Genomic DNA, 25,405 nt, shown 5'->3' on the forward strand with positions numbered 1-25,405 from the left:
ATGCCCAAACCGGAAAGCTGGCGGCTCGATGCCGCCAGCTACCCCGTCTGCATCGAATTGCAGACGCGTTTTCAGGACATGGATATTAACGGCCACCTCAACAATGTGGCCTTTGCCGCTTTGTTCGAAAGCGGCCGGGTGTTGTTGAACCGTCAGGTACGCCCGCTCGACGAACGCCCCTCCAACGAACGCACGATGGTCGCCGCGGTCGAGATCAACTATCTCGCCGAGGGCAATTTCCCCGATCCAGTCAGGATCGCCACGGGCATCGGCCGGCTCGGCACCTCGAGCTGGATGATCGTCCAGGCAATGTTCCAGAACGGCCGTCCGATTGCGACCTGCGACACCGTTGTCGTGTGCCGCACCGAGGGGCAGGCCAAACCGCTCCGCGCCCAGATGGTCGCGGAGCTGAATGCCAATCTGGTGACACCCGCCAATAAATAGGGACAGTCCCTATTTAATTGTTAGAGCGAGTTATCGGCGTCCGGGACCGAGCGGATCAGGTCGCGGGCAAAGCCGATCAGGCCGATCTGCCGCCGGCGTTTCAGCCGTTCGGCGCGAAGGATCGCGACGACTTCGTCGAAACATTCTTCGACATTGTCGTTGATCAGCACATAATCATAGCCGTCCCAGTGGCTGATTTCGTTCGCGGCGCGCGCCATGCGGGCCGCGATCACCTCATCGCTGTCGGTGTTGCGCGCGCGCAGGCGCCGTTCGAGTTCTTCCATCGTCGGCGGCAGGACGAAGACGCGCACGACGTCGGGGCCGGCCTCCTGATACAGTTGCTGCGCGCCCTGCCAGTCGATGTCGAACAGCACATCCTTGCCGGCGTCGAGAAGTTCGTCGACCCGCGCGCGCGGGGTGCCGTAACGGTGGCCGAATACATGCGCCCATTCGAGAAATTCGCCGTCGGCCGCCATCCGCTTGAACGTTTCGGTGTCGACGAAATGATAATCCTTGCCGTCTTCCTCGCCCGGACGCGGCGGGCGCGTCGTTGCCGAGATCGACAGCGCGATATCGCCGTCACCCGCGAGCATCATCTTCGAAATGGTGGTCTTGCCTGCGCCCGAGGGCGAGGAGAGGACGAACAACACGCCGCGGCGGTTCAGGTGGACGCTTTCAGCCATGGGCGCTATTCGCCAAATGGGCGCCATCGGTCAAGCGCCAAGGGGGCGGCACATGATGGGAATTTCACGCAAGGGTTGGTGGGTCGCGGCGGTGATGGTCGCGGTTTTCGCCGCCATCCTGTTCGCGATGGGCCGCCCGCCGATCTGCCCGTGCGGTACGATCAGCCTGTGGCATGGCACGGTGCAATCGAACCAGAACAGCCAGCAGATTTCGGACTGGTACAGTTTCAGCCATATCATTCATGGCTTCATCTTCTACGGCCTCGGGCGTTGGCTCTTGCCGCGCCAACCCTTGTGGGTCGCACTGGCCTTGGCGATCGGGATCGAGGCGGCGTGGGAAATCCTAGAAAATTCGCCGATCATCATCGATCGCTATCGCGAGGTGACGATGGCGTTCGGTTACAGCGGCGATTCGATCCTCAACTCGGTGAGCGACGTGCTCTTCATGATCCTCGGCTTCCTCGCGGCGAGCCGGATGCGCTGGTGGGCGACGGTCACCATCGCCATCGCGTTCGAACTGTTCACCCTATGGACGATCCGCGATAATCTGACGCTCAATGTCCTGATGCTGGTCTCACCCGTCGAGGCGATCAAGGAGTGGCAAGCCGGCGCTTAATGAATCGCGCTGCTGCGCCCGCTCGTGTCGACCGGGATGGCCGGAGGTAAAGCGTCGCCCATGGCTTGTCCGTCTGTCGGCACGGCCGCCGTTCCGGCGTAGGTATCGACAACACCCGCATTCACAAGCTGCGGATCGAGCGCATGCGCTTCTTCGGCTGCCTTACGCGCTTCGGCGCGTTCGGCCCATTTCTTGGTCAGATAACCAGCTGCGGCCCAAGCCGCGATTGCGGCATAGCGCTGCGGGAACAGGCGCCGCGCTGCGAACAGGGCGCCGGCGCCGATGACCGCGCCTGCAACCGGGTGATTGCCTTTTTGTTTCCCAATCGCGCTGCCAAGGACGCCACCAACGATCCTGCCAATCATGCCCAAATCTCCTTCTCCCCTATCAATTCGCCGAGGGGGCCTAGGGTTCCGACCCCAGCATCGTGCGCGGATCGACCAACCGGTCAAAGGTCGCGGAATTGACATAGCCGAGATCGAGCGCTGCCTCTTTCAATGTGCTCCCACTCTCGTGCGCGTGCTTCGCGATCTTCGCGGCCTTGTCATAGCCGATTTCGGGGGCCAGCGCGGTGACGAGCATCAGCGAGCGATTCATCAACTCATCGATGCGGGCACGGTTGGGCTCGATGCCGACGACGCAATGTTCGGTGAAGCCGGCCATTCCGATCGTCAGCAGTTCGATCGAGCGCAGCACGTTCGATCCGATCAAGGGCTTGAAGACATTGAGTTCGAGATGGCCCTGAAGCCCCCCTATTGTCACCGCCTGATGATTTCCGATCACCTGCGCGGCGACCATCGTCAGCATCTCGCACTGGGTCGGATTGACCTTGCCCGGCATGATCGAGCTTCCCGGCTCGTTCGCAGGCAGGTCGAGTTCGCCAAGGCCGGCGCGCGGGCCCGATCCGAGAAGGCGGATATCGTTCGCGATCTTGGTCAGTGCGACCGCGAGCGTGTTCAACGCACCCGAGAAGAAGACGAGGCCGTCGTTCGATGCCAGTGCTTCGAACTTATTGCGCGCGGGTTCGAAGGCGATGCCGGTGCTGCTCGACAACTCCACCGCCATCGCGACGTCGAACCCGGCGGGGGCGTTGAGCCCGGTGCCCACCGCGGTCCCGCCCTGCGCGAGCTTGCAGATATTATGCGCCAGCGCGCCCTCGATCCGCGCGCGGCACGCGATCAGCTGCGCGACATAGCCCGAAAATTCCTGGCCGAGCGTCAGCGGGGTCGCGTCCTGTAAATGGGTGCGGCCGATCTTGACGATATCGCTCCATGCGTCGACCTTGGCGGCGAGCGCATCGGTGAGAATGACCAGCGACGGCAGTAGCCGCGCGGTCGTCTCGACCGCGACTGCGACGTGCAGCGCGGTCGGAAAGCTGTCGTTCGACGACTGGCCCATGTTGACATGATCATTGGGGTGGACCGGTGATTTGCCGCCGCGTGTGCCCGCGAGCTTCTCATTGGCAACGCCTGCGATCACTTCATTGGCATTCATGTTCGACTGCGTGCCGCTGCCCGTTTGCCAGATCGCGAGCGGGAACTGATCGTCATAGTCGCCGGCGACTATGGCTTCGGCAGCGGCATCGATCGCTTCTGCGAGCCTGGCATCCAGCCCGTGCGCGCGGTTGACCCGCGCGGCGGCGCCCTTGATCCGCGCGAGGGCGCGAACGATCGGCAGCGGCATGCGCTCGTGCGCCGGAAAAGCGAAATTGTGCCGGCTGCGCTCGGTCTGCGCTCCCCAATAGGCTTCGGCGGCAACCTTGATCTCGCCGATGCTGTCGCTTTCGATTCGCGTGCTCATCCCGCCAGCATCCTCGTCACCAGCACCGAGCCTGCCCAGATCATCGCGACAAGGCCCAGCATCTGCCAATATCCGCCGTCGCCAACCCGGCGGCGCAGCCATGCGGCCGCGAGCCAGGCAAGAACAAGCGCGGGCGTCAGGATCAGCACGCTGAAACGCAGCAGCCCGTCCGCAATCTGTCCGCGCAGAATGTTGCTTTGCGCCAACGCATAGCCTTCGACGCTCCACCAGAAGGCGGCGGTGAGCACGACCATGCCCGCGAGGGCCCAATATTGCCAGAATCGGCTCGGGGGCCAGTTGGGGCCCACCATCTTATCGCTTCTTGCCGAAATCCACGGTCACGACATTCGATCCATCCTCGCTGATAACTTCGGGACGGTCGTTGTCGGCTTCGTCATGCGGCTCGGGCTGCGTTTCGTCGTCGTCGCTGACCTGGAACTGGAGTCCGAAATCGACCGACGGGTCGACGAAAGCGGTGATCGCGGCATAGGGAATGACGAGGATTGACGGCGTCTGGTTGAACGACAGGCCAACGCTGAAATGATCGTCCTCGACCTTCAGATCCCAAAAGCGGTTCTGCAGGACAATCGTCATTTCGTCGGGGAATTTGGCGATCAGATGCGCCGGAATATCGACCCCGACCGCCTGCGTTTTGAAGGTGATATAGAAATGATGTTCGCCGGGCAGGCTGTCATAACCCACGATCTGGCTCAGCACGCGGCCGACCACGGCGCGCAGGGCGTCCTGCACGATTTCGTCATAGGGAATCAGGCTGTCGCGTACATCGTCACTCATGGGGCGAGGGGATGAACGGGCGGCGCGCGCCGGTCAAGAGGTCTCAGCCGGGGAAAGTCACCTTGCAACGCGAAAAATAGGCTCTAAGGCGTCCGCATGCGTACCGCCACCGTCCAGCGCACGACCAAGGAAACGGATATCGCGATTACCGTCAATCTTGACGGAACGGGCGAATATTCGGTGTCCACCGGTATCGGTTTTCTCGACCATATGGTCGAGCAATTGTCGCGCCATTCGCTGATCGACATCTCGATGCAGGTAAAGGGCGACCTTCACATCGATCAACATCACACCGTCGAAGATTCGGCGCTCGCACTGGGAGAAGCCGTGGCGAAAGCGCTTGGCGACAAGCGCGGCATCGCGCGCTACGGCGAGGCGCACGCGCCGATGGACGAAACGCTGACGCGCTGCGTGCTCGACATTTCGGGGCGCCCGCACTGCGTCTATAAATCGGCCTTCTCACAGCCGCGGCTAGGCGAGATGGACACCGAGATGTTTCCGCACTGGTTCCACAGCTTCGCGCAGACCGCCGGGATCACGCTGCATATCGAGATGCTGTACGGCGAGAATAACCATCACATCGCCGAAAGCATGTACAAGGCGCTGGCGCGCGCATTGCGCCAAGGCGTCGCAATCGACCCGCGCAAGGGCGATGCCATCCCCAGCACGAAGGGCGTGCTGTGACCGACGCATTAAATAGGGACTGTCCCTATTTAAAAATGCTGCGTCGCGGGTGACCATTGCCCTGATCGACTATGGCGCCGGCAATCTTCGTTCGGTGCATAATGCGCTCGTCGCGGCGGGCGCGGAGAATGTTGCCGTAACGGCCGACCCGGATGTCGTGGCCAAGGCCGATCGGGTCGTGCTGCCGGGGGTCGGGGCCTTTGCCACCTGCATGAACGGACTCTCGGAGATCGACGGGCTGATCGAAGCGATGGAGCGCCGCGTACGCGGCGAAGGCGTGCCCTTCCTCGGCATTTGCGTTGGCATGCAGTTGCTCGCCGATGCGGGCGAGGAGCATGGGCGGCACGCGGGGCTTGGCTGGATCGGCGGCACCGTGCGCGCCTTCGATCCGCAACCGGGCCTGCGCATCCCGCACATGGGCTGGAACGATGTCGTGCCCGCCTTCGCGCATCCGGTGATCGCAGCGGGCGAGGCCTATTATCTCCACAGCTATCATTTTGCCGACGCGGTCGATGTCGCTGCCACGAGCAGCCATGGCGCGAGCTTCGTCGCCGCGGTCGCGAAGGACAATGTCGTCGGCGTCCAATATCACCCCGAAAAAAGCCAGGCCTATGGCCTCGCAACACTGGAAAGGTTCCTGAAGTGGCGACCCTGACTATCTTCCCCGCGATCGATCTCAAGGGTGGGCAGGTGGTGCGGCTGGCTGAGGGCGATATGGCGCGCGCGACCGTCTATGGCGACGACCCCGCAGCGCAAGCGCGGCTGTTCGCGGCGGCCGGAGCGTCACATCTTCATGTCGTTGACCTTGATGGCGCCTTTGCGGGTGCGAGCATCAACGGCGATGCGGTCGAGAGCATCATCGCCGCCTTTCAGGGCAAGGTGCAGGTTGGCGGCGGCATCCGCGATCGCGCCGGGGTCGATCGCTGGCTCGCGCTCGGCGTCGAGCGCGTAATTATCGGCACCGCGGCGCTCAAAGACCCCGAGTTTGTAAAGACCGCGGCGCGCGACCTGCCCGGCCGGATCGTCGTTGGGGTCGATGCACGCGATGGCATGGTTGCGACCGAGGGTTGGGCGGATGTGTCCGACGTGCGCGTCGAGGATCTTGCGCGCCGGTTCGAGGATGCGGGCGTTGCGGCTTTGCTCTTTACCGATGTTGGCCGTGACGGACTGCTCAGGGGCTGCAACGTCGAGGCGACGGTTGCGCTCGCACAAGCCGTTGCCATTCCCGTGATAGCGTCGGGCGGTGTCGCCGACATCGACGACATCCACGCCCTGCGCCCGCATGTCGCAAACGGCATCGAAGGCGTGATCACCGGCCGCGCGCTCTACGACGGCCGGCTCGATCTCGCCGAAGCGATCGCAGCGGGCGCGGCGTGACCGTCCGCGTTCGCGTTATCCCCTGCCTCGACGTCGCCGATGGGCGCGTCGTGAAGGGAGTCAATTTCGTCGATCTCCGCGATGCGGGCGATCCGGTCGAGGCGGCGCGCGCCTATGATGCCGCGGGCGCCGACGAGCTTTGTTTTCTCGACATTTCCGCCAGCCATCAAGGCCGCGGCACGTTGCTCGACATGGTCAGCCGCACCGCCGAGGTCTGTTTCATGCCGCTCACCGTCGGTGGCGGGGTGCGCAGCGCCGATGACGCGCGCGCGCTGCTGCTCGCCGGCGCCGACAAGGTCGCGGTGAACAGCGCCGCGGTCGCACGGCCGGAGCTGGTCGCCGATATCGCCGACCGTTTCGGCAGCCAGTGCGCGGTGGGCAGCATCGATGCGCGCCGTATCGATGCCAAAAACGATCAAGCGCCGCGCTGGGAAATCTTCACCCATGGCGGTCGCAAGCCGACGGGCATCGATGCGCTCGAGCACGCCGTTCGTCTCGCAACCCTAGGTGCCGGGGAATTGCTCGTCACCAGCATGGATCGTGACGGAACCAAGGACGGTTACGACCTCGCACTCACCCGCGCGATCGCCGATGCGGTCAGCGTGCCGGTGATCGCCTCGGGCGGCGTCGGCAATCTCGACCATCTCGTCGCGGGGGTGGTCGAGGGCCATGCCAGCGCAGTGCTCGCCGCGAGCATCTTCCACTTCGGCGAAGCGACCGTCGCCGAAGCGCATGCGCGGCTCGCCGCGGCCGGATTACCGGTTCGCGCGCACTAAAAATCCCTCGGCGGGGTAGTCATGCGGGGAGGGGGCTGCAATAGAAGCCCATGACTTCTAAACTCCGTCTCGCCGATCGCACCCACGACATCTTCCCCGTCCTCGGTTTCCTTGCCGCGATAGCGAGCCTCGCGATGCCGCTGAACGCTTGGCTGGTCGCGTTCATTCTGATGGGTGCGATCATCGCGGCGGTGCACCACGCCGAGGTCATCGCGCACCGCGTGGGCGAACCGTTCGGCACGTTGATCCTCGCGCTTGCGGTCACGGTGATCGAAGTCGGACTGATCCTGACATTGATGCAGGCCGAGCCCGAAAAAGCCCAGACGCTGGCGCGCGATACGGTGTTCGCGGCGGTGATGGTGATCCTCAACCTCCTGATGGGCCTCTGCCTGCTCAGTGGGGCGATCCGCCATCATGAACAGCGGTTCCAGCGTACCGGAATCGGCGCTGCGCTCGCGACGCTCACCGTTCTGACGGTCGTGACGCTGGTGCTCCCCAATTTCACGTCGAGCGTGCCGGGGCCCTTTTATTCGGCGACGCAGCTTGGCTTCGTGGCGGTCGTTTCATTGATTCTCTATGGTACCTTTGCGTTGGTTCAGACGGTCCGGCACCGCGACTATTTCCTTCCCGATGGCGACGCCGACGGCGACGGAGAGCCCGACGTGCATGCGCCGCCGCCGAGCGGGCAGCGTACCGCTATATCGGGAGCGCTGCTGCTCGCAAGTCTGGTCGCGGTTGTTCTGCTCGCCAAGAATCTGTCGCCGGTCATGGGCGCTCTGCTCTCCGATTGGGGCGCACCGCCGGCGGTTCTCGGCGTGCTGATCGCGGCATTGATCCTCGCGCCGGAAGGCCTGGCAGCGGTCCGCGCGGCGAAGGCCGACCGCCTGCAGACCAGCATGAACCTCGCGCTCGGATCGGCGCTCGCGACGATCGGGCTCACCATTCCGGCGGTCGCAATCCTTTCGATCATGACCGACATGCCGATCAGCCTCGGGCTCGATGCCAAGTCGACGGTGCTGCTGTTCCTGTCGCTGATCGTATCGGTGCAGACGCTGGCGAACGGGCGGACCACGGTGCTGCAAGGCGTGATCCACCTGATGCTGTTCGCGATCTACCTGTTCACGACTTTCGTACCCTAATTAAATAGGGACAGTCCCTATTTAATTGCTCGCAACGTTTTTGGTTCAGGTCTTGCGAACGAACACCGTGCCCGCCGAATAGCCTGCGCCGAACGAACAGATCAGCCCGGTCTCACCCGCCACCATATCCTCATGGTGGAGGTGAAAGGCGATGATCGACCCCGCGCTGGATGTATTGCCATAGGTATCGAGTACCGTCGGGCTTTCGTCCTCGCTCGCTTCGTGCCCCAGCACGCGCTGCGCGATCAGGCGATTCATGTTGGTGTTTGCCTGATGCAGCCACAGCCGGCGCATATCGCCGCCTGCCAGCCCCAGCACGTCCATTTGCTCGACGATCATGTTCGCGACCATCGGCACGACCTCCTTGAACACCTTGCGGCCCTCTTGGACGAACAGCTTGTCGCTCTTCGGTCCCGATTGGTCGATGCCGCCGTGGCCGCGGTTCAGGAAACCGAAATTATTGCGGATGTTGTTCGAGAAAACGGTCTTGAGCTTGGTGCCGAGAATGTCCCAATGCCCCGCGGGTGCAATCGCCTTGTCTTCGACGAGGATCGCGGTCGCGACGTCGCCAAAGATAAAATGGCTGTCACGGTCGCGCCAGTTGAGGTGGCCCGAACAGATTTCGGGGTTCACGACGAGCACGCTCTTTGCGTGCCCCGCGCGGATATAATCGGCGGCGGTCTGGATGCCGAACGTCGCTGACGAGCAGGCAACATTCATGTCGAAACCGAAGCCATCGATCCCTAGCGCATCCTGAATTTCGACTGCCATCGCCGGATAAGGCCGCTGCATATTCGACGCCGCACACAGCACCGCGTCCACATCCGCGGCATCGCGGCCGGCACGCGTCAGCGCGTCCTTTGCGGCGGCGACCCCGATTTCGGCAAGGATCGACAGTTCGTCATTGCCCCGCTCATCGATCCGCGGCGCCATAAGTTCAGGGTCGAGGATGCCCGCCTTGTCGACGACGAAGCGCGACCCGATCCCGCTAGCCTTTTCGATGAATTCGACGCTCGATTCTGCGAGTTCGGTGACATCACCCGCCGCGATGGCATCGGCATTTTCTCTATTGTGCAGCGCAACATACTGGTTAAAACTGGCGACAAGTTCTTCGTTGGAGATGCGTTCGGCGGGGGTGAAGAGGCCGGTTGCTGAAATGACCGGCTGCGGTGTGTGCGACATGATGGCTCTCGTGTGTCTTATCGTTTCAAGACACGCTGATTAGGCCCGGTCGCGGCGTCGCGCAACGCCCACAAGCTGGCTGAACGATCGCTAATATAATGGTTAACCTGCCACTAACCATTTTGGTGGCAGACTGCCTAATTGCAGGCCTCCGGGGGGATGGCTCCCCGGGCGCCGTGCGGGAGCACGACCATGGCGACGCGTTCGGGACCGGCAGCAGGTGATCTGTCGATATCGGAAATCAAGGAATTTGCGGCCTTCCCGGCGGCGACGCAGCGGTACATCCGCCGCTCGCTCGATATCGGGTTGGAACGCGACGACGCGATCGCGCGCTGGTCGCGCGACATGGTCGAGGAAACCGCGATCCGCGTTCAGGCGCGTGTCTATCAGCGGCTGGTTGATGTCCGTGCCCATATTCCCGACGACAGCGGCCTCGACGCCCTCGAACATTTCATGGCGCCGCTGATTGCGATATCGGCATTCGACCTGGGCCAGGATCGGCTGCACGCCTTTGCGCCCTATCGCTTCCTCTATGAGCGGTTGCTTGGCGGACATGTGCGGCCGTGGCTACCCGGCGCTTTCTGCGCTGCGGCATCGCTGCCGCATCTCCACCCAGAGAAGCGCCGGCTGCTTCTGCAGTCGATCAGCGAAGCTGCTGCGACCGCGCCGGGCTGGTCGGCGCGCGAGCCGAGCTTCTATCCCGAATGGGTCGACAAGATCGACGAGACCCGGCCCGCGAATTGAGCATTCGGTCCGCCTAGGGGCAGGAAACGGCCATTGGCCCTCGCCCGTCGGAGAGGGCTAAAAGTCGAAAGCGGTCCTTCAGGACAGCGCCTTGTAAAGGCCAAAGGCGCTGGTTGCGATCAGCACGATGCCGACCATGACCAACATCACTTTGGGCGAGAAGCGTTTGGCCATCATTGCGCCCAGCGGCGCCGCCGCGACCCCGCCGACGATCAGGCCGAGCGTCGGCCCGAGAATTTGCGAGAAACCCAGATTCCAGATGAAGGCGATCGAGACGGCGACGGCAAGGAAGAATTCGACGCTGTTGACGGTGCCGACGACCTTGCGCGGTTCGCCGCCTTGAACGAGCAGGTTCGAGGTGACCACCGGTCCCCAGCCGCCGCCACCTGCGGCATCCAGAAAGCCACCGACGACCGCAAGCGGCGCAACGATCTTAGGCTTGTCGAATTTGGGCGGATAGAGCAGGCCGCGAACGAGCAGCCATACGCCGATCAGCACCAGGTAGCCGAGCACGAAGGGCTTTACGACATCGGCGTGCAGCGACGACAGCACATAGGCGCCCAATACGCCTCCGACCACGCCCGGAATCAAAAGGCGCCAGAACAGCGGCCAGTCAATGTTTCGGTGAAATAAATGGCTGAGTCCCGACGCGCCGGTCGTGAAAATCTCCACCACATGGATGCGCGCCGAGGCGGTCGCAGGCGGGACGCCGAGAACGGCGACAAGCAGCGTGTTACAGATGACTCCGAACGCCATGCCGAGCGCGCCGTCGACCAGCTGCGCTGCGAAACCAATCAGGATGAACGGCAACAGGGCGGTAAAGTCGATAGCCGCAAAATCGATCATAATTCATCCCAACCCTTTTGATAGAGAACCTGCTGCCGGGATTTCCGTGTCGGCGCCAGCCCAATTTTTCTGCTGGCGGCAAAGGGATTTGTTTCTGCGCTCGATCGCACGCTTCCGACAGAGTCAGCCGGAGACGTCGTCGGGCAGATAGTCGCGCACATAGTCGATGAACGCGCGAAGTTTCGGCATCACTTGCTTGCGACTGGGATAATAGAGGAACAGGCCCGAGGTCGAACATGCAAAGTCGGCCAGCACCAGCTCGAGCTGGCCTGAGGCGACCTGCGCCTTGACCACCGGCTCTGCGGTCATCCCCATTGCGACCCCGGCGTGCACGGCGACCATCATCGCGGTGAAGTCGTTGACGATCACTGGCCCGGTCACCCCGACCTCGATCTCGCGATTTCCCTTCTCGAAGGTCCATGGCATCAATGCGCCGCTCCCCATGCGCATGCGCACACAGCGATGGTTGCGCAGTTCGTCGGGGCTTTCCGGACGCCCGTGCTTCGCCAGATAACCGGGGGTGGCGACCGCGACGAAACGAAACGGCCCGGTCAGGCGGACGGCGATCACATCGGCGTCGAGCGATTCGCCCATCCGCACCCCGGCGTCGAACCCGCCCGCGCTGAGGTCGGCCAGAGCGTCTTCGGCGTAGATTTCCAGTTCGATCTCCGGATAGGTTTCGCAAAAGCCCGCGATGATCGGTTCGAACAAGGGCTGGACCGCGCCGCGCATCAGGTTGATGCGCAGCCGGCCCGCGGGCCGGTTGCCGAGATTGCGCGCGGCTTCATAGGCGTCGCCGAGACCCGCATAGGCGGGCGCGGCGCGTTCGAGGAACATCTCGCCCGCCTGAGTCAGCCCGACGCTGCGCGTGGTGCGCATGAACAAGGGCGCGCCGACGCGCGCTTCGAGCCCCTTGATCGTCTGGCTGATCGCCGAGGGCGAGACGCCCAGATCGACCGCCGCTGCGGAAAAGCTCCGCCGTTCCGCGACACGCAGGAAAGCCTCGATCCCGTCGAGCACCCCATGGGGGATTGTTAAATCCTGCTTCAAAGCACTTGCAGATTATAGAGGATTATCTATGTGCGCAACAGCAACTAAAAAGGTTGCACAACGAAACGAAAGGAACCTCTCCCATGGCCTATCAGCTCTCCTCTTATCGCCGCTTTCCTGCCGCTTTTGCAATTGTTGCCGCGTCGGCACTTGCGTTCACCGGCCTGATCGCAACCGCGACCCCCGCTTACGCCCAGTCGAGCGGTGATTATCGCTGCGCCGGTCTGGCCGAACAGGCCCATGTTGCCGCTGGCGGCGTCGAAGGCGCCAAGCAGTCGAGCGCCAAGCGCTTTGTTTCGACCGGCAAGAAGCTTTGCGAAGCCGGCAACGAACGCGCTGCTGCCAAGCAGTTCCGCGCCGCGCTGAAGATCGCCGGCGTCGCCGAAGTCGAAACCGACAGCCAGATGGCTGCCCGCTAAGACAGCCTGACATACCAATCTCCGGACCGTCCTCTCCCTCTCCCCGACGGATCCACAAAACTGGGGCGGCCCTCGTAAAGAGGCCGCCCCATTTGTTTGTCTTCGCGCGCACGGGCGCAATCGCGTCATAGCCGCCTCCGGCCGAAGGGGCGGGCGCCCTTAAAAGCGGGCGTTGACGCTCACCCAATAGCTCCGCGCCTTGTCCTTGTTGTTATAGTGATCGATATAGGTTGGCGTGTAGATGCTGCCCACCGGACTGCCGAAATCGACGTCATAGCCGCGGAAATCGCGGTTGAGCAGGTTGTTCACCCGGCCGGTCGGTTGGCGAACCGATGCGGCTGCGCGACAGTTCGAGCAGTCTTTCGCGGCCGATCATCCGTTGCGGATGGCGGAGCAGCGCGAGCAGCAGATCCTGCTCGGCCGCGGTCAGATCGACCTCGGCGCCCGAAGGTGCGATCAGTTCGCGCCGCCGTGCATGATATTGCCAGGACGCAAATTCGAACCGTTCGGGCACCGGCGCGTCGAGCGGCGCGTGCGGGTCGCGCATGCGCCGCAAGACCGCGCGGACCCGGGCCAGCACCTCCGACCGTCCGAACGGTTTGGCGATATAGTCGTCGGCGCCGACATCGAGCCCGGCGACCCGGTCGCTTTCCTGTCCACGCGCGCTGATCATGATGATCGGCACCCGGCTCTGCGCGCGGATCATCTGGCACAGGGCGATGCCGCTTTCGCCGGGCAACATGATGTCGAGCAGGATCAGGTCGATGCGGCCCGTGCCGACGATCGCTTTCAATTCCGTGCCGTCGCGCGCGCCGGTGACTTCATATCCGCATTCGCGCAAAATCCGGGTCAGGAGCGTTCGCACCCCGGCATCGTCGTCGACCACGACAATATGGTGCGCGAGCGCCGGCGCCCGATCGGTGAGCGCCGCTGGCTCCGCACGCGTAACAATCGCCGACAAATTCCCGGTCCCTCGTACTGCAGTCTGACGTGCTACCCCTTGTCGCAGCGGAGGCGTCATACGAGTTAATAATTATTCGCATTAGGAAAAAGATCAATGCCCGACATCTGTCGGGTCGGGGTGTCAGCCGGACTTCGCGCTTGTCCGCCTATAGCGGAAATACCACACCTCATGCCCGAGCGTGCGCGCCTTGGCCTCGTACCGCGTTTCGGGCCAGCCGCCGGGGCGAACCTGGAAATCGCGGGCGTCCTGCGCCAGCCACTCGAACTGATGGCGATGGCGGCGCATCACCATTAGCGCGTGTTGAAGATAGATCGGGTGGTCGGTGCCGAAACGGAATTCGCCGCCGGGCTTCAGCTTCGCCGCGATCAGGTCGAGCGGCCCGTCGTTCATCATCCGCCGTTTCGCATGGCGCGCCTTGGGCCAGGGATCGGGATGGAGCAGATAGGCGAAGCTCAGCGCCTCGTCGGGAATCCGCCGCAGTACTTCTAGCGCGTCGCCGAAATGAATGCGGACATTGCCCAGCGGTAGCCGCTCGCCATGATCTCCGGCGACATGGACCAGCGCCTGCGCGACCCCGTTGAGAAAGGGTTCGGCGCCGATGAAACCATGGTCGGGCAGCATATCGGCGCGCCCCGCCATATGCTCGCCGCCGCCAAAGCCGATCTCGAAATGCAGTGGCCGGTCGTAACCGAACAGCGCTTCGGCGGTCACGTCGCCCTCGGTGGGCACCGCGATCTGCGGCAGCAGCGTGTCGACCAGATCCTGCTGGCCAGCGCGCAGGGGCTTACCCTTCGAACGGCCATAGAGGCGGTTGATCGTCGTCGGATCGCCGGGTTTGTAAGCAGTCATGCCGCGCGCCCTAGCCGCGAGGCCGCGCGGCGGCAAGTCGCGGCTCAGAGTCGCGTGAAGTCGATGGGCGCGTGGCGGTCGAGCGTCTGCGATGCATCGGGCAGCGGATATTTGAGGCCGGTGGCGCAATTGAACAGCAGGGCGGTCTCGCCATCGCGCACCCAGCCCTCGGCGCGCGCCTGACGCCATGCCGCGAGCGTTGCGCCGCCCTCCGGGCAGAGGAGCAGGCCGTCGCCGCGCGCGGCATCGTCGACGGCTTGCTGGATTGCCACATCGCTGACCGCGATCGCGCCGCCGTTCGATTCGCGGACCGCGTCGAGGATCAGGAAATCGCCGACTGCTTGCGGGACACGGATGCCCGCGGCGATCGTATGCGCATCCTCCCAGCGTATCGCGTGGCGTTCGCCGGCTTCCCACGCACGCACCATCGGCGCGCAGCCCTCGGCCTGCACCGCGATCATGCGCGGCAGCTTGCCGGTGATCCAGCCGAGCGCCTGCAATTCGGCGAACGCCTTCCACATGCCGATCAGTCCGGTGCCGCCGCCGGTGGGGTAGAAGATCACGTCGGGCAGCGCCCAGCCGAATTGTTCGGCGAGCTCCAGCCCCATCGTCTTCTTGCCCTCGATCCGATAGGGTTCCTTCAGCGTCGAGAGGTCGAACCAGCCGTTCGCCGCCGCGCCTTCGCGCACCAGCTTGCCGCAATCATCGATCAGCCCGTTGACGCGGTAGACGCGCGCGCCCTGCGCCGCGATCTCGCGCACATTGATCTCGGGGGTGTCGTCGGGGCAAAAGACGATCGCTTCGATCCCCGCCTGCGTCGCGTAAGCGGCCGCGGCGGCACCGGCATTGCCATTGGTCGGCATCGCGATGCTGGTCACGCCCAGCTCCTTCGCCATGCTGATCGCCATGACCAGCCCGCGCGCCTTGAACGATCCGGTCGGCAGGCGGCCTTCGTCCTTGACGAGCAAAGTGCCGGCGCTTGCGCCTGCCGCAGCGGCGACCTTGTCGAGCGCGATGATCGGCGTGTCGGCTTCGCCAAGGCTGATGATGTTTTCGGAGCGCCGCACCGGCAGCAGTTCGCGCCAGCGCCACAGGTCGCGCGGGCGCGCGGCGATAGCGGCCTTGTCGATCGCTGCGCCGACGCCGGCGAGGTCATAGCGGACGAGCAGCGGGCGGCCGGCGGGCGAGAGGCCGTGCAGGACACCGGCCTCGATCCGCTCACCGGTCAGCCCGCATTCGAGATGAGTGACGAAGGTCGGCCGCTCGGCCCTCAGATTGACGTTGAGCGGCAGCGGCGCGCTCAATTTGCGAGCGCCGCTTTCAGCTTGTCGACGAGGTCGGTGCGTTCCCACGGGAAGCTGTCACCCTCCGCCGTGCGGCCGAAATGGCCGTAGGCGGCGGTCTGTTTGTAGATCGGCTTGTTGAGGCCCAGGTGGGTGCGGATGCCCTTGGGGGTCAGGCGGACGAGTTGCGGGATCACCGCCTCGATCTTGCCTTCATCGACGGTGCCGGTGCGGTGCAGGTCGACATAGATCGACAGCGGTTCGGCGACTCCGATCGCATAGCTGAGCTGGATCGTACAACGGCGCGCGAGGCCCGCGGCGACGATGTTCTTGGCGAGGTAGCGGGTGACATAGGCCGCCGACCGGTCGACCTTCGTCGGGTCCTTGCCGCTGAACGCGCCGCCGCCGTGCGGGCTGGCGCCGCCATAGGTGTCGACGATGATCTTGCGCCCGGTCAGGCCGGCATCGCCGTCGGGGCCGCCGATCTCGAAGCGCCCGGTCGGGTTGATGTGATAGACGGTGTTGGCGGTCAGCAGTTCGGCGGGCAGCACGTCGGCGATCACGCCGAGCACATATTTGCGCAGTTCGAGATATTTCGCTTCGTCGCCTTCGCCGTTGTGGAAATAATAGCCCGGCGCATGCTGGGTCGACACGACGATCGCGGTCGCCTCGACCGGACGCTCGTTGGCATAGCGTAGCGTGACCTGGCTCTTCGCATCGGGTTCGAGGAAGGGCGCGATACCGGCCTTGCGGTCGGCGGCCATGCGTTCGAGGATCTTGTGGCTATAGTCGAGCGTCGCGGGCATGAAATCGGGGGTTTCGTCCGACGCATAGCCGAACATGATGCCCTGATCGCCGGCGCCTTCGTCCTTGTCGCCGCTTGCGTCGACGCCCTGCGCAATATGCGCCGACTGCGCATGGAGGTTGTTTTCAAACCGGAAGGTTTTCCAGTGGAAGCCGTCCTGCTCATATCCGATCTCGCGAACGGTCTTGCGGACGGTTGCCTCGATTTCTTCGAGCGCGCCCGGCGCCCATTCGCCATTTTCGAACACGCCCTTGCAACGGATTTCGCCGGCCAGCACAACAAGCTGGGTCGTCGTCAGCGTTTCGCAGGCGATGCGCGCTTCGGGATCCTTCGACAGGAACAGGTCGACGATCGAATCGCTGATCTGGTCGGCCACCTTGTCGGGATGTCCTTCGGACACGCTTTCGGAGGTGAAGAGGAAGCTGTTGCGCATGGGAGACCTTTTGGATCGAATATAAAGGATGCTTTATGTCTGCGCGCTGTTAGCGGCCGCGCCGGCGAAAGGCAATGGCGGCCGCGAGCAACAGCAGCGCAAATCCGACCGGCAGCATGTTGCCGAAGCGGGCGAAGAGCGTCGGTGCATGCGCCTGCGGCAGCACCGTATCGATCCGGCCGGCGGTGTGCATCGGGAGCGATTCGAGGATCCGGCCGTCGGCGTCGATCACCGCGCTGATCCCCGTCGGCGTTGCGCGCACGACCGGCAATCCTTCCTCGATCGCGCGCAGTCGCGCCTGCGCCAGATGCTGCGGCGGACCCCAGCCGCCGAACCAGGCGTCGTTCGACGGGTTGAAGATGAAATCGGGGCGGTGTGCGCGGTCGACGACCTGTCCCGAAAAGATGATTTCATAGCAGATTTGCAGGCCCGCCCGGCCAAAGGCGCCGAGGTCGAGCGTGTGCGGGCCGGGGCCGGGCCAGAAATCGATATCGCCGGGGGCGAGGCGCGACAGGCCGATGGCGGACAGGACCGGCCGCATTGGCAGATATTCGCCGTAGGGGACGAGGTGCGACTTGTCGTACCGCGGGCCAAGCGTACCGTCGGCGTGGATGGTCATCACCGCATTGCGCGCGCCGACGACATCGCCCGACTTGTCGAGTTCGAGCTTGAGCGCGCCGAGCAGCATCAGATCGTCGGGATTCATCAATTTGATCAACCGCAAGCGCGCCTCGACGGGCGAGCGGTCGTAATAGGGCGCCGGATAACCCGTTTCGAGATAATCGGGCACCGCCGCCTCGGGCCACAGGATCAGGCGCGGGGTGTCGTTCTTTGGCGCGGTCAGCCGGGCGAGCTTGGCGAAATTGGCGTCGGCTTTGCTGCCTTCCCACTTGTCCTGCTGGCCGACGTTCGGCTGGACGACGGTGATCGGGATGCGCTGCATACCCTTCGAGTGAACGGCGGCGTCGGCGCTACGACCCATTTGCGTGACAGATGCCGCACCCCATAAGGTGAGCAGGCTGCCGAAGAGTACCGCCGCCGCGACACGGCGGTGAAACCATGCCAATATCAGGACGGCTGCGAGCAAGCAGACGATCCCGCTCATGCCATAGGTCCCGATCCAGCCGGCGGGCGCGGCAACGTGCGGGACCGCAATCACCCCCAGAGGATTCCATGCGAAGCCGGTGAAAATCCAGCTGCGAAGCCATTCGGTAAGCGTCCAAAGCGCGGCGAAGGCCAGTAGAAAGGACGGCGCCGCAAAATGTGCGTCTGCCTTGGGCTTCATTATCCAGGCGCCCCAGGCGGCAAAAGCCGGATAGACCGCAAGATAAAGCGACAGCAGCACCACCGCGATCCAGCCGAGCCATGCGGGCATCGCCGCCTGATAGGTGAAGGCGGTCGCGATCCAGTTGAGACCGACGACGAAATGGCCGACCCCGAACGCCCAGCCAATGCCGAACGCGCGCCACCCCTTGGGGCTGCGCGCCACCAGAGCCATCCAGCCCGCGAGCGCGAGCAGGGTCAGCGGCCAGAGGTGGAGCGGGGCAAAGCCGGTTGCCGAAACGGCACCGAGCAACAGGGCAAGAAGCTTTGGCCAGCGCTGGGCGAAAGCGGCGATGCGGGAGGAGGTCGCGGTCACGGGCGTTGCTTTAGCGCCGCGCCCACCGCCCGACAATGGCGCGTGCGATTTAGCGGCGGAATGGCCGCAATCGACCAATTGCGGACGAGTCAGTCGTGCGATAGGATATGCGTTATGGAACTTGTGTTGGATGATCTTTGCCGCTGTCGAGATGATCTTAGGTTTCACCTGACGAACGAACCATCACTGCCGGAAACCCTCCAAATCCTTATTGCAGGCGCTCTAAGCCAAATCGATGAGGCTATCGAAGCGGGGAAGCTGCAATACGGATGGGAGGAGCCGTTGGGCACGATCTACGCTCCAGGCAATGCCAATCTGACCGGCAGCTAGAAGTCCGCCTCCCACCCCAAAGCCGTATCGAACGGCGCAGAGCCGGTTAGAGCATATATTTCATCTTGATCGACTGGCGCATGTCGCCTGTCACCGCAAAGCTTGCCGATTTGAAGCTCGGCGGCCCGACGGTGATCGTGGGATTGCGCGAAAAGCCGAAGCCTTCCTTGGGCAGAAAGATCGCGACATCCATCTTGTTGTTGCTGTTCTCGTCATGGACGACGGCGATCGCATAGGTGCCCGCCGCGGGCGCGCGCACGAAGAAATCGCCGGCGTCGGCGGCCTTTACCGCCATCCGCACCGACGCCTTGTCCTTGCTGCAATCGGGAAATGCCTTGGGATTGGTGGTGAGGCAGACAAGGATCTGCCCCTTTGCGCTGCGCAGGCCGGTAACGCTGACCTCAACCGTCGGCGCGGGCGTCGGTGGCGCGCTCGCGGCGCCGATGAGCAGCGGCAAAATCGCCAAGCCCGATATCCGTGCCGCACGCCTTGTCCCAGAAGCGGAAATAAAGCCCATAATTCCCCCGATAGGCCGCATGATGCTGTTCATGATGGGTCGCGGTTATCAGCCATCGCCCTGCTGGTCCATGAACAAGCGCGCGCGAAAACATTTCCCACCCCATATGATTGCCGACGCCCATCACGGTCATGATCGTCAGCACAAGCCCGAGCATGGCGACATGGATGGGGATGACAAAGACCAGCGCCGGGATGACGAGAGCGCCCGTGATCGCCTCGACAGGGTGGAAACTCATCGCCGCCCAGGCGGTCGGCGGGCGGCTTTGATGGTGGACCGCATGCGCGATTCGGAACAACGCCGGTCGGTGCATCCAGCGATGCGTCCAGTAGAACCATGTGTCGTGGATCAGCAGATAGGCGAAGAGGCTGACGGGCAGATACCAGAGCGGAAAAGCGCCCCAATCGGTGTAGATGCGCGTCCAGCCATGCGCCTGCCATCCCCATGCGGCCACGCCCGCCGGAATCCCGTAGATCGCGGCGCTCGCAAGGCTCCAGCCGATCTCGCGGCGCATCTGCGGTTCCAGCCCGCGATAGAGGCCGGGGTGTTTCAGCCGCGTCGCAAAGGCGAAGGCGCCGCTGGTGATCAGGTAACGCACGCCGACAATCGCGGTCATCGCGAGAGCGGAAACAAGGATCGGCCAGCCGGTCATCGCGCGAGGCTAGCCGCTCGCCGCGGCGTTGCAATGGCTTTGCGCCTGCGCGCCGGGGCGGCTAGGGCGGTGCGATGGCGGCGGGCAACACAGATTTCTGCGATATCGCGATTGTCGGCGGCGGGCTCGCCGGCGGGCTCGCCGCGCTTGCGCTGGCGGCTAAGCGCCCCGACCTCGACGTGCGGCTGATCGAGCCGGGGCCGATCGGCGGCAATCATATCTGGTCCTTTTTCGACAGCGACATCGCAAAAAAGGATCGCTGGCTCGTCGCGCCGCTCGTCCGGCATCACTGGACGCAGTACGACGTCCGCTTTCCCTCGCACGAGCGCAGGGTGCGAATGGGGTACAAGAGCATCACCGGAGAAGCGCTCGCCGATGCGGTCATCGGGGCGTTACCCGCCGGGCACATCATCGCCGACAAGGCGAAGCATGTCGCGCCGGACCATCTGCTGCTGTCGCGCGGCGGGCGCCTTTCGGCGAAGCATGTCATCGACGCGCGCGGCGTCGGCAAATTTCCCGGTCTCGATTGCGGGTGGCAGAAATTCGTCGGACAGGCGCTGAGCGTCGAGGGCGGGCATGGCCTTGATCGGCCCGTCGTGATGGATGCGACGGTGGAGCAGATGGACGGCTATCGCTTCGTCTATCTGTTGCCCTTCGATGCCGAGACCGTCTTCGTCGAGGACACTTATTACAGCGACAGCCCCGACCTCGACATAGCCGAGGTGCGCGACCGGATCGCGACCTACGCGGCGCGGCGCCAATGGAACGTCACCGCGACGACGCGCGAGGAAACGGGCGTTCTGCCGGTCGTCATTGCGGGCGATTTCGGCCGACTCTGGCCCGAGTCCGATCGCGCCGGCCGGATCGGCGTGCGCGCGGGCGCCTTTCAGGCCATGACGGGTTATTCGCTTCCCGATGCGGTGCGGACCGCGACCGCGTTACCCGGGATCGTCGATCGCCCCGATCTGGCAAACATGCTCCGCGACCGTGCGGCGGCGTCGTGGCGGCGGCAGCGCTTCTATCGCATGCTCGGCGCGATGCTGTTCCGCGCTGCCGAGCCGGATGCGCGTTTCAAGGTTTTTGAGCGCTTTTACCGCTTGGCACCGGGATTGATCGCGCGCTTTTACGCCGGACGATCGACCGCTACCGACAAGCTTCGCATCCTTTCGGGCAAGCCGCCCGTATCTGTGGGCCGCGCCATTGCGGCGCTTTCGAAACTGGACTGGAAATGACCCGCTCGGCTATCATTATCGGCGCCGGTTTCGGCGGCATAGCGCTCGCAATCCGGCTCCAGTCGGCGGGGATCGCGACGACGATCGTCGAGGCGCGCGACAAGCCCGGCGGGCGCGCCTATCATTGGGTCAAGGACGGCTTCACCTTCGATGCCGGGCCGACCGTGATCACCGATCCGCCGTGCCTTCAGGAATTATGGGCGCTCAGCGGGCAGGATATGGCGACCGACGTCGATCTGGTCCCGGTCATGCCCTTTTACCGGCTGAACTGGCCCGACGGGACGAACTTCGATTATTCGAACGACGAGGCCGCGCTTCGCGCCGAGATCGAAAAGCTCCACCCCGCCGATGTCGACGGCTATAACCGCTTCCTCACCTATTCGCGGGGTGTCTACGAACAGGGCTATGTGAAGCTTGGCGCGGTCGCCTTCCTCGACTTTGCCTCGATGATCAAGGCGGCGCCCGCGCTGATGAAATATCAGGCATGGCGCAGCGTCTATTCGATCGTGTCCTCCTATGTGCAGGACGAACGGTTGCGACAGGCGCTGTCGTTCCACACGCTGTTGGTCGGCGGCAACCCGATGACGACCAGCGCGATCTATGCGCTGATCCATACGATCGAGAAGGACGGCGGCGTCTGGTTCGCGCGCGGCGGCACCAATGCGCTGGTCAGCGCTATGGTGCGGCTGTTCGAGCGGCTCGGCGGCACGCTGCGCCTTGGCGATCCGGTAGCGAAGATCGACACCGCGGACGGCCGCGCGACGGGGGTCACCACCGCAAGCGGCTGGCACGGCGACGCCGCTATGGTCGCGGTCAACGGCGACCTGATGCACAGCTATCGCGCGCTGCTCGCCGATCATCCGCGCGGGGGTAAAGTCGCGAAAAGCCTGGCGCGCAAACGCTGGTCGCCCTCGCTCATGGTCGTGCATTTCGGGGTGAAGGGCGACTATCCCGATATCGCGCATCACAGCATCCTGTTCGGCCCGCGCTACAAGGGCCTGCTCGACGATATTTACGGCGGCGTCGTTCCCGACGACTTCTCGCTCTACCTCCACCATCCCAGCATTACCGACCCGGGCATGGCGCCGCCTGGGCACGCTGCTTTCTATGCGCTCGCCCCCGTCGCGCACCTCGGCAAGGCGAAGGCCGATTGGGACGGCGAATTCGGAACGCGCTTTGCCGACGCCATATTGGACGAGGTCGAGCGCCGCGTCCTGCCGGGTCTCCGCGCCAACCTCGTCACGCGGTTCCATTACACCCCCGCCGATTTCGGCCGCGACCTGTCGGCGCATCTGGGCAGCGCCTTCAGCCTCGAGCCCGTCCTGTGGCAAAGCGCCTGGTTCCGCGCCCATAACCGTGACGATGTGATTTCGAATCTTTACTTCGTCGGCGCGGGGACGCATCCGGGCGCGGGTATCCCGGGGGTCGTCGGTAGCGCCAAGGCGACCGCCCAATTGATGTTGGAAGAATGATGAAACGCCTTGCCGTCTATTGCGGGTCCGCGACCCCCGAAGATCCGATCTATATTGAAACCGCGCGCCATGTCGGGCGCACGTTGGCGGAGCGCGGGATCGGCGTCGTCTATGGCGGCGGCCGGCTCGGGCTGATGGGCGCGGTTGCCGATAGCGCGCTGGAGGCCGGCGGCGAGGTGATCGGCATTATCCCGGAGGCGCTGGTCGGGGCCGAAGTCGCGCACCGCGGCTGTACCGAACTGCATGTCGTCAGCGGCATGCACGAACGCAAAAAGATGTTCACCGACCTGTCGGACGGTTTCCTCACCATTCCCGGCGGCGTCGGCACGATGGACGAATTGTGGGAAGCGATCAGCTGGGCGCAGCTTGGCTATCACGCCAAGCCCGTCGGGCTGCTCAACGCGGCGGGCTTTTACAACGATCTGATCGCCTTCAACCGGAACATGGTCGAGGTCGGCTTCATCCGGCCCGCGCACGCCGGGATCATGATCGTTGACGCGGGGCTCGACGACCTGCTCGATAAGATGGCCGCCTATGTGCCGCACAAGACGATCTTCGCGATGAAGGCCGAAAATCTGTAATGATCGAAGAGGGGGTCTATGATGCACATGCCCTCCACGGTTTCGCGCACGACAGCATCGCGCGCGGATCGAAAAGCTTTGCCCTCGCCAGCCAGCTGTTCGACCGCGAGACGCGCGAACGGGTGTGGCTGCTCTATGCTTGGTGCCGCGCCGCCGACGACCTGACCGACGGGCAGGACCATGGCGGCGCGATGACGCAGGATCATGACGCCGTCGCAGCGGTCGCGCATATCCGGACGCAGACCGACAGAGCCTTTGCCGGCGAGCCGACCGGCGATCCGGCGTTCGACGCGCTCGGCTTCCTGCTTACCGAAGTGGCGATCCCACGCGCGGTCATCGACGACATCATCGCGGGCTTCGAACTCGATGCAAAGGACTGGCGCCCGCGCAGCGAGGCCGACCTGTTGCGGTACGGCTATCATGTCGCCGGCGCAGTCGGGGTCGCGATGGCGCTGGTGATGGGCATCGAGCCGACCGACGAGACGACGCTCGACCGCGCCTGCGACCTCGGCATTGCGTTCCAGCTTGCCAATATCGCGCGCGACGTGGCCGAGGATGCCGCCGCCGACCGCTGTTACCTGCCGATGGACTGGATGGTCGAACTCGACATCCCGCCCGGCCAGCATATGCACCCCGCCTTTCGCGGGCGCCTGACGGTGATGGCGAAATGGCTGTCCGAAATGGCCGAGGAATATGAAGCGTCGGCGCGCTGGGGCGCGCGCAAGCTGGCGCCGCGCAGCCGCTGGGCGGTGCTCGCGGCCGCGGGCATCTATGGCGATATCGCGCGCGAAGTCCGCGCGCGCGGCGACCATGCGTGGGACCATCGTGCGGGTACATCGCGCTTCGCCAAGCTCGGCTGGGTCGCCCGTGCGGGCTGGTCGGTGCTGCGCCGCCCGCCGCAGCGGCGGATCAGCAGGGACGGCCTCTGGACGCGGCCCCGGTCCATTGATCCGGGACCTGAGGTCCGGGCGTGAGCTACATCGAATGGATCGCGGCGGCTTTCGTGCTGACCAATGTCGCGCTCGTCGCGCTGCGCAGCGTCTGGAACTACCCTTTCGCCCTCGTCGCGGTCACGCTCTACGGTTTCGTCTTTTTCGAAGCGAAGCTGTACAGCGACATGCTGCTCCAGGGCTTTTTCTTTGCGCTCAATCTCTATGGATGGGCGGCATGGATCCGCTCGCGCGACGAGAGCGGCATACCCGTCGGGTGGATGAGCGTGACGGCGCGGCAATATTGGGTGCTGGCCACCATCGTCGCGTGGGTCGGATGGAGTTTTGCGATGGATCGCTACACAGACGCGATCGCGCCGTGGGTCGATGGCGCAATCGCCATGCTCAGCATTACGGCGCAATGGTTGCTGGCGCGGCGCCGGGTTGAAAGCTGGTACCTCTGGATCCTCGTCGACCTGATTGCAGTGCCGCTTTTCGCCTGGCGCGGGCTCTACGCAACCAGCGCGGTCTATGTCGTGCTCCTCGGCCTGTCGATCGACGGCCTTCTGCAATGGCGGCGCGCAGCGGCGACAGGGCGGGTCGCCATTTGACGCACCATATCTGCCTCCACGGCGCCGAAAGCACCGGCAAATCGACGCTTGCCCCGCGCCTGGCGCTCCAGCTCGGCGGGCTCGTCGTTCCCGAATATGGCCGCACCTATGCCGAAGCGAACGGAACCGACCTTGACGAGGTCGACCTGCTCGCGATCTTCGACGGGCATCTGGCGGCGACGCGCGAAGCGCTCGTGCAGCGGCCCGCATGGCTGATATCCGACACCGACCCGCTGATGACGCAGGCGTGGGCGATCATGCTGCTCGGTCGCCGCCTGCCCGAGATCGACCTGTGGGACGATGTCGCCGACCTTTATCTGGTCCCGGCGATGGACCTGCCCTGGCAGGAGGATGGCACGCGCCTGTTCGGCAGCGAGCTGGCGCGGATGCAGTTCATGGAGGTCGCGATCGGCGAGCTCGACCGGCGGCGGCTCAAATGGGCGTGGGTCGAGGGCGAGGGCGACGCGCGGCTGCAGAGTGCGCTGGCGGCGATTGAGGCGGCGGGGTTGGGCTGACGGGATATGCTGCGCGCGAGGGCGCGCTTTGGGGTGAC

At 64.2% G+C, this 25,405-nt stretch carries 32 protein-coding genes; 16 read left to right on the forward strand and 16 right to left on the reverse strand.

Annotation, left to right across the window (positions count from 1 at the left end):
* On the forward strand, positions 1 to 444 hold the full coding sequence (locus AC3A43_RS10815) for an acyl-CoA thioesterase (protein WP_487792539.1): 444 nt from the start codon (positions 1 to 3) through the stop codon (positions 442 to 444).
* Positions 445 to 464: 20 nt separating this feature from the next.
* Here the strand turns inward: AC3A43_RS10815 and gmk are convergent, their stop codons facing one another.
* Positions 465 to 1,127 carry a guanylate kinase gene (gmk, locus tag AC3A43_RS10820; RefSeq protein ID WP_487792540.1) on the reverse strand — a complete coding sequence of 221 codons (663 nt, stop codon included), beginning with the start codon at positions 1,125 to 1,127 and terminating at the stop codon, positions 465 to 467.
* A gap of 55 nt (positions 1,128 to 1,182) precedes the next feature.
* Between gmk and AC3A43_RS10825 the strand changes: the two genes are divergently transcribed.
* Positions 1,183 to 1,743: a DUF2585 domain-containing protein gene (locus tag AC3A43_RS10825; RefSeq protein WP_487793039.1), complete on the forward strand. Its 561-nt coding sequence runs from the start codon at positions 1,183 to 1,185 to the stop codon at positions 1,741 to 1,743.
* On the opposite strand, the gene AC3A43_RS10830 is transcribed toward AC3A43_RS10825, so the two are convergent.
* From AC3A43_RS10830 to AC3A43_RS10845, 4 genes are read right to left on the reverse strand one after another with little or no spacing between them, the layout of a single operon-like run.
* Positions 1,740 to 2,108, reverse strand: coding sequence for a hypothetical protein (locus AC3A43_RS10830; protein ID WP_487792541.1), 369 nt, complete (start codon positions 2,106 to 2,108; stop codon positions 1,740 to 1,742). The two genes, AC3A43_RS10825 and AC3A43_RS10830, sit on opposite strands and share 4 nt — an antisense overlap.
* A gap of 40 nt (positions 2,109 to 2,148) precedes the next feature.
* A complete protein-coding gene (gene fumC / locus AC3A43_RS10835; RefSeq protein WP_487792542.1) occupies positions 2,149 to 3,543 on the reverse strand; it encodes a class II fumarate hydratase in 1,395 nt (464 codons plus the stop codon).
* Positions 3,540 to 3,854 carry a hypothetical protein gene (locus AC3A43_RS10840; protein WP_487792543.1) on the reverse strand — a complete coding sequence of 105 codons (315 nt, stop codon included), beginning with the start codon at positions 3,852 to 3,854 and terminating at the stop codon, positions 3,540 to 3,542. The genes fumC and AC3A43_RS10840 overlap by 4 nt, the downstream gene beginning before the upstream one ends.
* A 1-nt stretch (position 3,855) precedes the next feature.
* Positions 3,856 to 4,338 carry an SspB family protein gene (locus AC3A43_RS10845; protein WP_487792544.1) on the reverse strand — a complete coding sequence of 161 codons (483 nt, stop codon included), beginning with the start codon at positions 4,336 to 4,338 and terminating at the stop codon, positions 3,856 to 3,858.
* A gap of 96 nt (positions 4,339 to 4,434) precedes the next feature.
* Here AC3A43_RS10845 and hisB point away from each other — a divergent pair, with 96 nt between their 5' ends.
* From hisB to AC3A43_RS10870, 5 genes are read left to right on the forward strand one after another with little or no spacing between them, the layout of a single operon-like run.
* The gene (gene hisB / locus AC3A43_RS10850) at positions 4,435 to 5,022 is read left to right on the forward strand and encodes an imidazoleglycerol-phosphate dehydratase HisB (protein ID WP_487792545.1); all 588 of its coding nucleotides are present in this window, start codon (positions 4,435 to 4,437) and stop codon (positions 5,020 to 5,022) included.
* A 49-nt stretch (positions 5,023 to 5,071) separates the two neighbouring features.
* A complete protein-coding gene (gene hisH / locus AC3A43_RS10855; RefSeq protein WP_487792546.1) occupies positions 5,072 to 5,677 on the forward strand; it encodes an imidazole glycerol phosphate synthase subunit HisH in 606 nt (201 codons plus the stop codon).
* Complete coding sequence (gene hisA, locus AC3A43_RS10860) at positions 5,665 to 6,399, forward strand: 1-(5-phosphoribosyl)-5-[(5-phosphoribosylamino)methylideneamino]imidazole-4-carboxamide isomerase (protein WP_487792547.1); 735 nt, start codon at positions 5,665 to 5,667, stop codon at positions 6,397 to 6,399. Before hisH ends, hisA begins: the two co-directional genes overlap by 13 nt.
* Positions 6,396 to 7,175 (forward strand): imidazole glycerol phosphate synthase subunit HisF, encoded by a 780-nt coding sequence (hisF, locus tag AC3A43_RS10865; protein WP_487792548.1) that lies wholly within the window; start codon positions 6,396 to 6,398, stop codon positions 7,173 to 7,175. Before hisA ends, hisF begins: the two co-directional genes overlap by 4 nt.
* Positions 7,176 to 7,225: 50 nt before the next feature.
* Complete coding sequence (locus AC3A43_RS10870) at positions 7,226 to 8,314, forward strand: calcium:cation antiporter (RefSeq protein WP_487792549.1); 1,089 nt, start codon at positions 7,226 to 7,228, stop codon at positions 8,312 to 8,314.
* A 45-nt stretch (positions 8,315 to 8,359) separates the two neighbouring features.
* On the opposite strand, the gene AC3A43_RS10875 is transcribed toward AC3A43_RS10870, so the two are convergent.
* Positions 8,360 to 9,496 (reverse strand): beta-ketoacyl-ACP synthase III, encoded by a 1,137-nt coding sequence (locus AC3A43_RS10875; RefSeq protein ID WP_487792550.1) that lies wholly within the window; start codon positions 9,494 to 9,496, stop codon positions 8,360 to 8,362.
* 192 nt (positions 9,497 to 9,688) lie between these two features.
* Between AC3A43_RS10875 and AC3A43_RS10880 the strand changes: the two genes are divergently transcribed.
* Entirely contained in the window at positions 9,689 to 10,240 is a 552-nt protein-coding gene (locus AC3A43_RS10880; protein WP_487792551.1) for a hypothetical protein, read from the forward strand.
* A 78-nt stretch (positions 10,241 to 10,318) separates the two neighbouring features.
* Here AC3A43_RS10880 and AC3A43_RS10885 read toward each other — a convergent pair whose 3' ends face one another.
* Together AC3A43_RS10885 and AC3A43_RS10890 are read right to left on the reverse strand one after the other, a co-directional pair.
* Complete coding sequence (locus AC3A43_RS10885; protein ID WP_487792552.1) at positions 10,319 to 11,086, reverse strand: sulfite exporter TauE/SafE family protein; 768 nt, start codon at positions 11,084 to 11,086, stop codon at positions 10,319 to 10,321.
* 123 nt (positions 11,087 to 11,209) lie between these two features.
* The gene (locus tag AC3A43_RS10890) at positions 11,210 to 12,106 is read right to left on the reverse strand and encodes a LysR family transcriptional regulator (RefSeq protein ID WP_487792553.1); all 897 of its coding nucleotides are present in this window, start codon (positions 12,104 to 12,106) and stop codon (positions 11,210 to 11,212) included.
* Positions 12,107 to 12,219: 113 nt separating this feature from the next.
* Between AC3A43_RS10890 and AC3A43_RS10895 the strand changes: the two genes are divergently transcribed.
* Complete coding sequence (locus tag AC3A43_RS10895) at positions 12,220 to 12,555, forward strand: hypothetical protein (protein WP_487792554.1); 336 nt, start codon at positions 12,220 to 12,222, stop codon at positions 12,553 to 12,555.
* A 159-nt stretch (positions 12,556 to 12,714) separates the two neighbouring features.
* Here AC3A43_RS10895 and AC3A43_RS10900 read toward each other — a convergent pair whose 3' ends face one another.
* The 6 genes from AC3A43_RS10900 to lnt all read right to left on the reverse strand — a co-directional run bounded on the left by AC3A43_RS10900 (position 12,715) and on the right by lnt (position 18,528).
* On the reverse strand, positions 12,715 to 12,864 hold the full coding sequence (locus tag AC3A43_RS10900) for a hypothetical protein (RefSeq protein WP_487792555.1): 150 nt from the start codon (positions 12,862 to 12,864) through the stop codon (positions 12,715 to 12,717).
* Entirely contained in the window at positions 12,827 to 13,516 is a 690-nt protein-coding gene (locus AC3A43_RS10905) for a response regulator transcription factor (RefSeq protein ID WP_487792556.1), read from the reverse strand. Before AC3A43_RS10905 ends, AC3A43_RS10900 begins: the two co-directional genes overlap by 38 nt.
* Positions 13,517 to 13,639: 123 nt before the next feature.
* Positions 13,640 to 14,368 (reverse strand): tRNA (guanine(46)-N(7))-methyltransferase TrmB, encoded by a 729-nt coding sequence (gene trmB / locus AC3A43_RS10910; protein WP_487792557.1) that lies wholly within the window; start codon positions 14,366 to 14,368, stop codon positions 13,640 to 13,642.
* Positions 14,369 to 14,412: 44 nt separating this feature from the next.
* Positions 14,413 to 15,672, reverse strand: a complete 1,260-nt coding sequence (locus AC3A43_RS10915) for a threonine synthase (protein ID WP_487792558.1) — start codon at positions 15,670 to 15,672, stop codon at positions 14,413 to 14,415.
* Positions 15,669 to 16,889, reverse strand: a complete 1,221-nt coding sequence (metK, locus tag AC3A43_RS10920) for a methionine adenosyltransferase (protein ID WP_487792559.1) — start codon at positions 16,887 to 16,889, stop codon at positions 15,669 to 15,671. Before metK ends, AC3A43_RS10915 begins: the two co-directional genes overlap by 4 nt.
* A 49-nt stretch (positions 16,890 to 16,938) precedes the next feature.
* A complete protein-coding gene (lnt, locus tag AC3A43_RS10925; protein ID WP_487792560.1) occupies positions 16,939 to 18,528 on the reverse strand; it encodes an apolipoprotein N-acyltransferase in 1,590 nt (529 codons plus the stop codon).
* Between the two features lie 114 nt (positions 18,529 to 18,642).
* On the opposite strand from lnt, the gene AC3A43_RS10930 reads away from it, so the two are divergent.
* Positions 18,643 to 18,858, forward strand: a complete 216-nt coding sequence (locus AC3A43_RS10930; protein WP_487792561.1) for a hypothetical protein — start codon at positions 18,643 to 18,645, stop codon at positions 18,856 to 18,858.
* 46 nt (positions 18,859 to 18,904) lie between these two features.
* On the opposite strand, the gene AC3A43_RS10935 is transcribed toward AC3A43_RS10930, so the two are convergent.
* Together AC3A43_RS10935 and AC3A43_RS10940 are read right to left on the reverse strand one after the other, a co-directional pair.
* Positions 18,905 to 19,324, reverse strand: coding sequence for a DUF2141 domain-containing protein (locus AC3A43_RS10935; protein WP_487792562.1), 420 nt, complete (start codon positions 19,322 to 19,324; stop codon positions 18,905 to 18,907).
* On the reverse strand, positions 19,260 to 20,027 hold the full coding sequence (locus AC3A43_RS10940) for a sterol desaturase family protein (RefSeq protein WP_487792563.1): 768 nt from the start codon (positions 20,025 to 20,027) through the stop codon (positions 19,260 to 19,262). Before AC3A43_RS10940 ends, AC3A43_RS10935 begins: the two co-directional genes overlap by 65 nt.
* 74 nt (positions 20,028 to 20,101) lie before the next feature.
* Between AC3A43_RS10940 and crtY the strand changes: the two genes are divergently transcribed.
* From crtY to AC3A43_RS10970, 6 genes are read left to right on the forward strand one after another with little or no spacing between them, the layout of a single operon-like run.
* Positions 20,102 to 21,259 carry a lycopene beta-cyclase CrtY gene (gene crtY / locus AC3A43_RS10945; protein WP_487792564.1) on the forward strand — a complete coding sequence of 386 codons (1,158 nt, stop codon included), beginning with the start codon at positions 20,102 to 20,104 and terminating at the stop codon, positions 21,257 to 21,259.
* Positions 21,256 to 22,731 carry a phytoene desaturase gene (locus tag AC3A43_RS10950; RefSeq protein ID WP_487792565.1) on the forward strand — a complete coding sequence of 492 codons (1,476 nt, stop codon included), beginning with the start codon at positions 21,256 to 21,258 and terminating at the stop codon, positions 22,729 to 22,731. The genes crtY and AC3A43_RS10950 overlap by 4 nt, the downstream gene beginning before the upstream one ends.
* On the forward strand, positions 22,731 to 23,312 hold the full coding sequence (locus AC3A43_RS10955; RefSeq protein WP_487793040.1) for an LOG family protein: 582 nt from the start codon (positions 22,731 to 22,733) through the stop codon (positions 23,310 to 23,312). The genes AC3A43_RS10950 and AC3A43_RS10955 overlap by 1 nt, the downstream gene beginning before the upstream one ends.
* Positions 23,312 to 24,286, forward strand: coding sequence for a phytoene/squalene synthase family protein (locus tag AC3A43_RS10960; RefSeq protein WP_487792566.1), 975 nt, complete (start codon positions 23,312 to 23,314; stop codon positions 24,284 to 24,286). Before AC3A43_RS10955 ends, AC3A43_RS10960 begins: the two co-directional genes overlap by 1 nt.
* Entirely contained in the window at positions 24,283 to 24,852 is a 570-nt protein-coding gene (pnuC, locus tag AC3A43_RS10965) for a nicotinamide riboside transporter PnuC (RefSeq protein WP_487792567.1), read from the forward strand. The genes AC3A43_RS10960 and pnuC overlap by 4 nt, the downstream gene beginning before the upstream one ends.
* On the forward strand, positions 24,849 to 25,367 hold the full coding sequence (locus tag AC3A43_RS10970; RefSeq protein ID WP_487792568.1) for an AAA family ATPase: 519 nt from the start codon (positions 24,849 to 24,851) through the stop codon (positions 25,365 to 25,367). The genes pnuC and AC3A43_RS10970 overlap by 4 nt, the downstream gene beginning before the upstream one ends.
* The last annotated feature ends 38 nt before the right edge of the window (positions 25,368 to 25,405 follow it).

The organism is Sphingopyxis sp. Soil_C_28 (genome assembly GCF_057657055.1).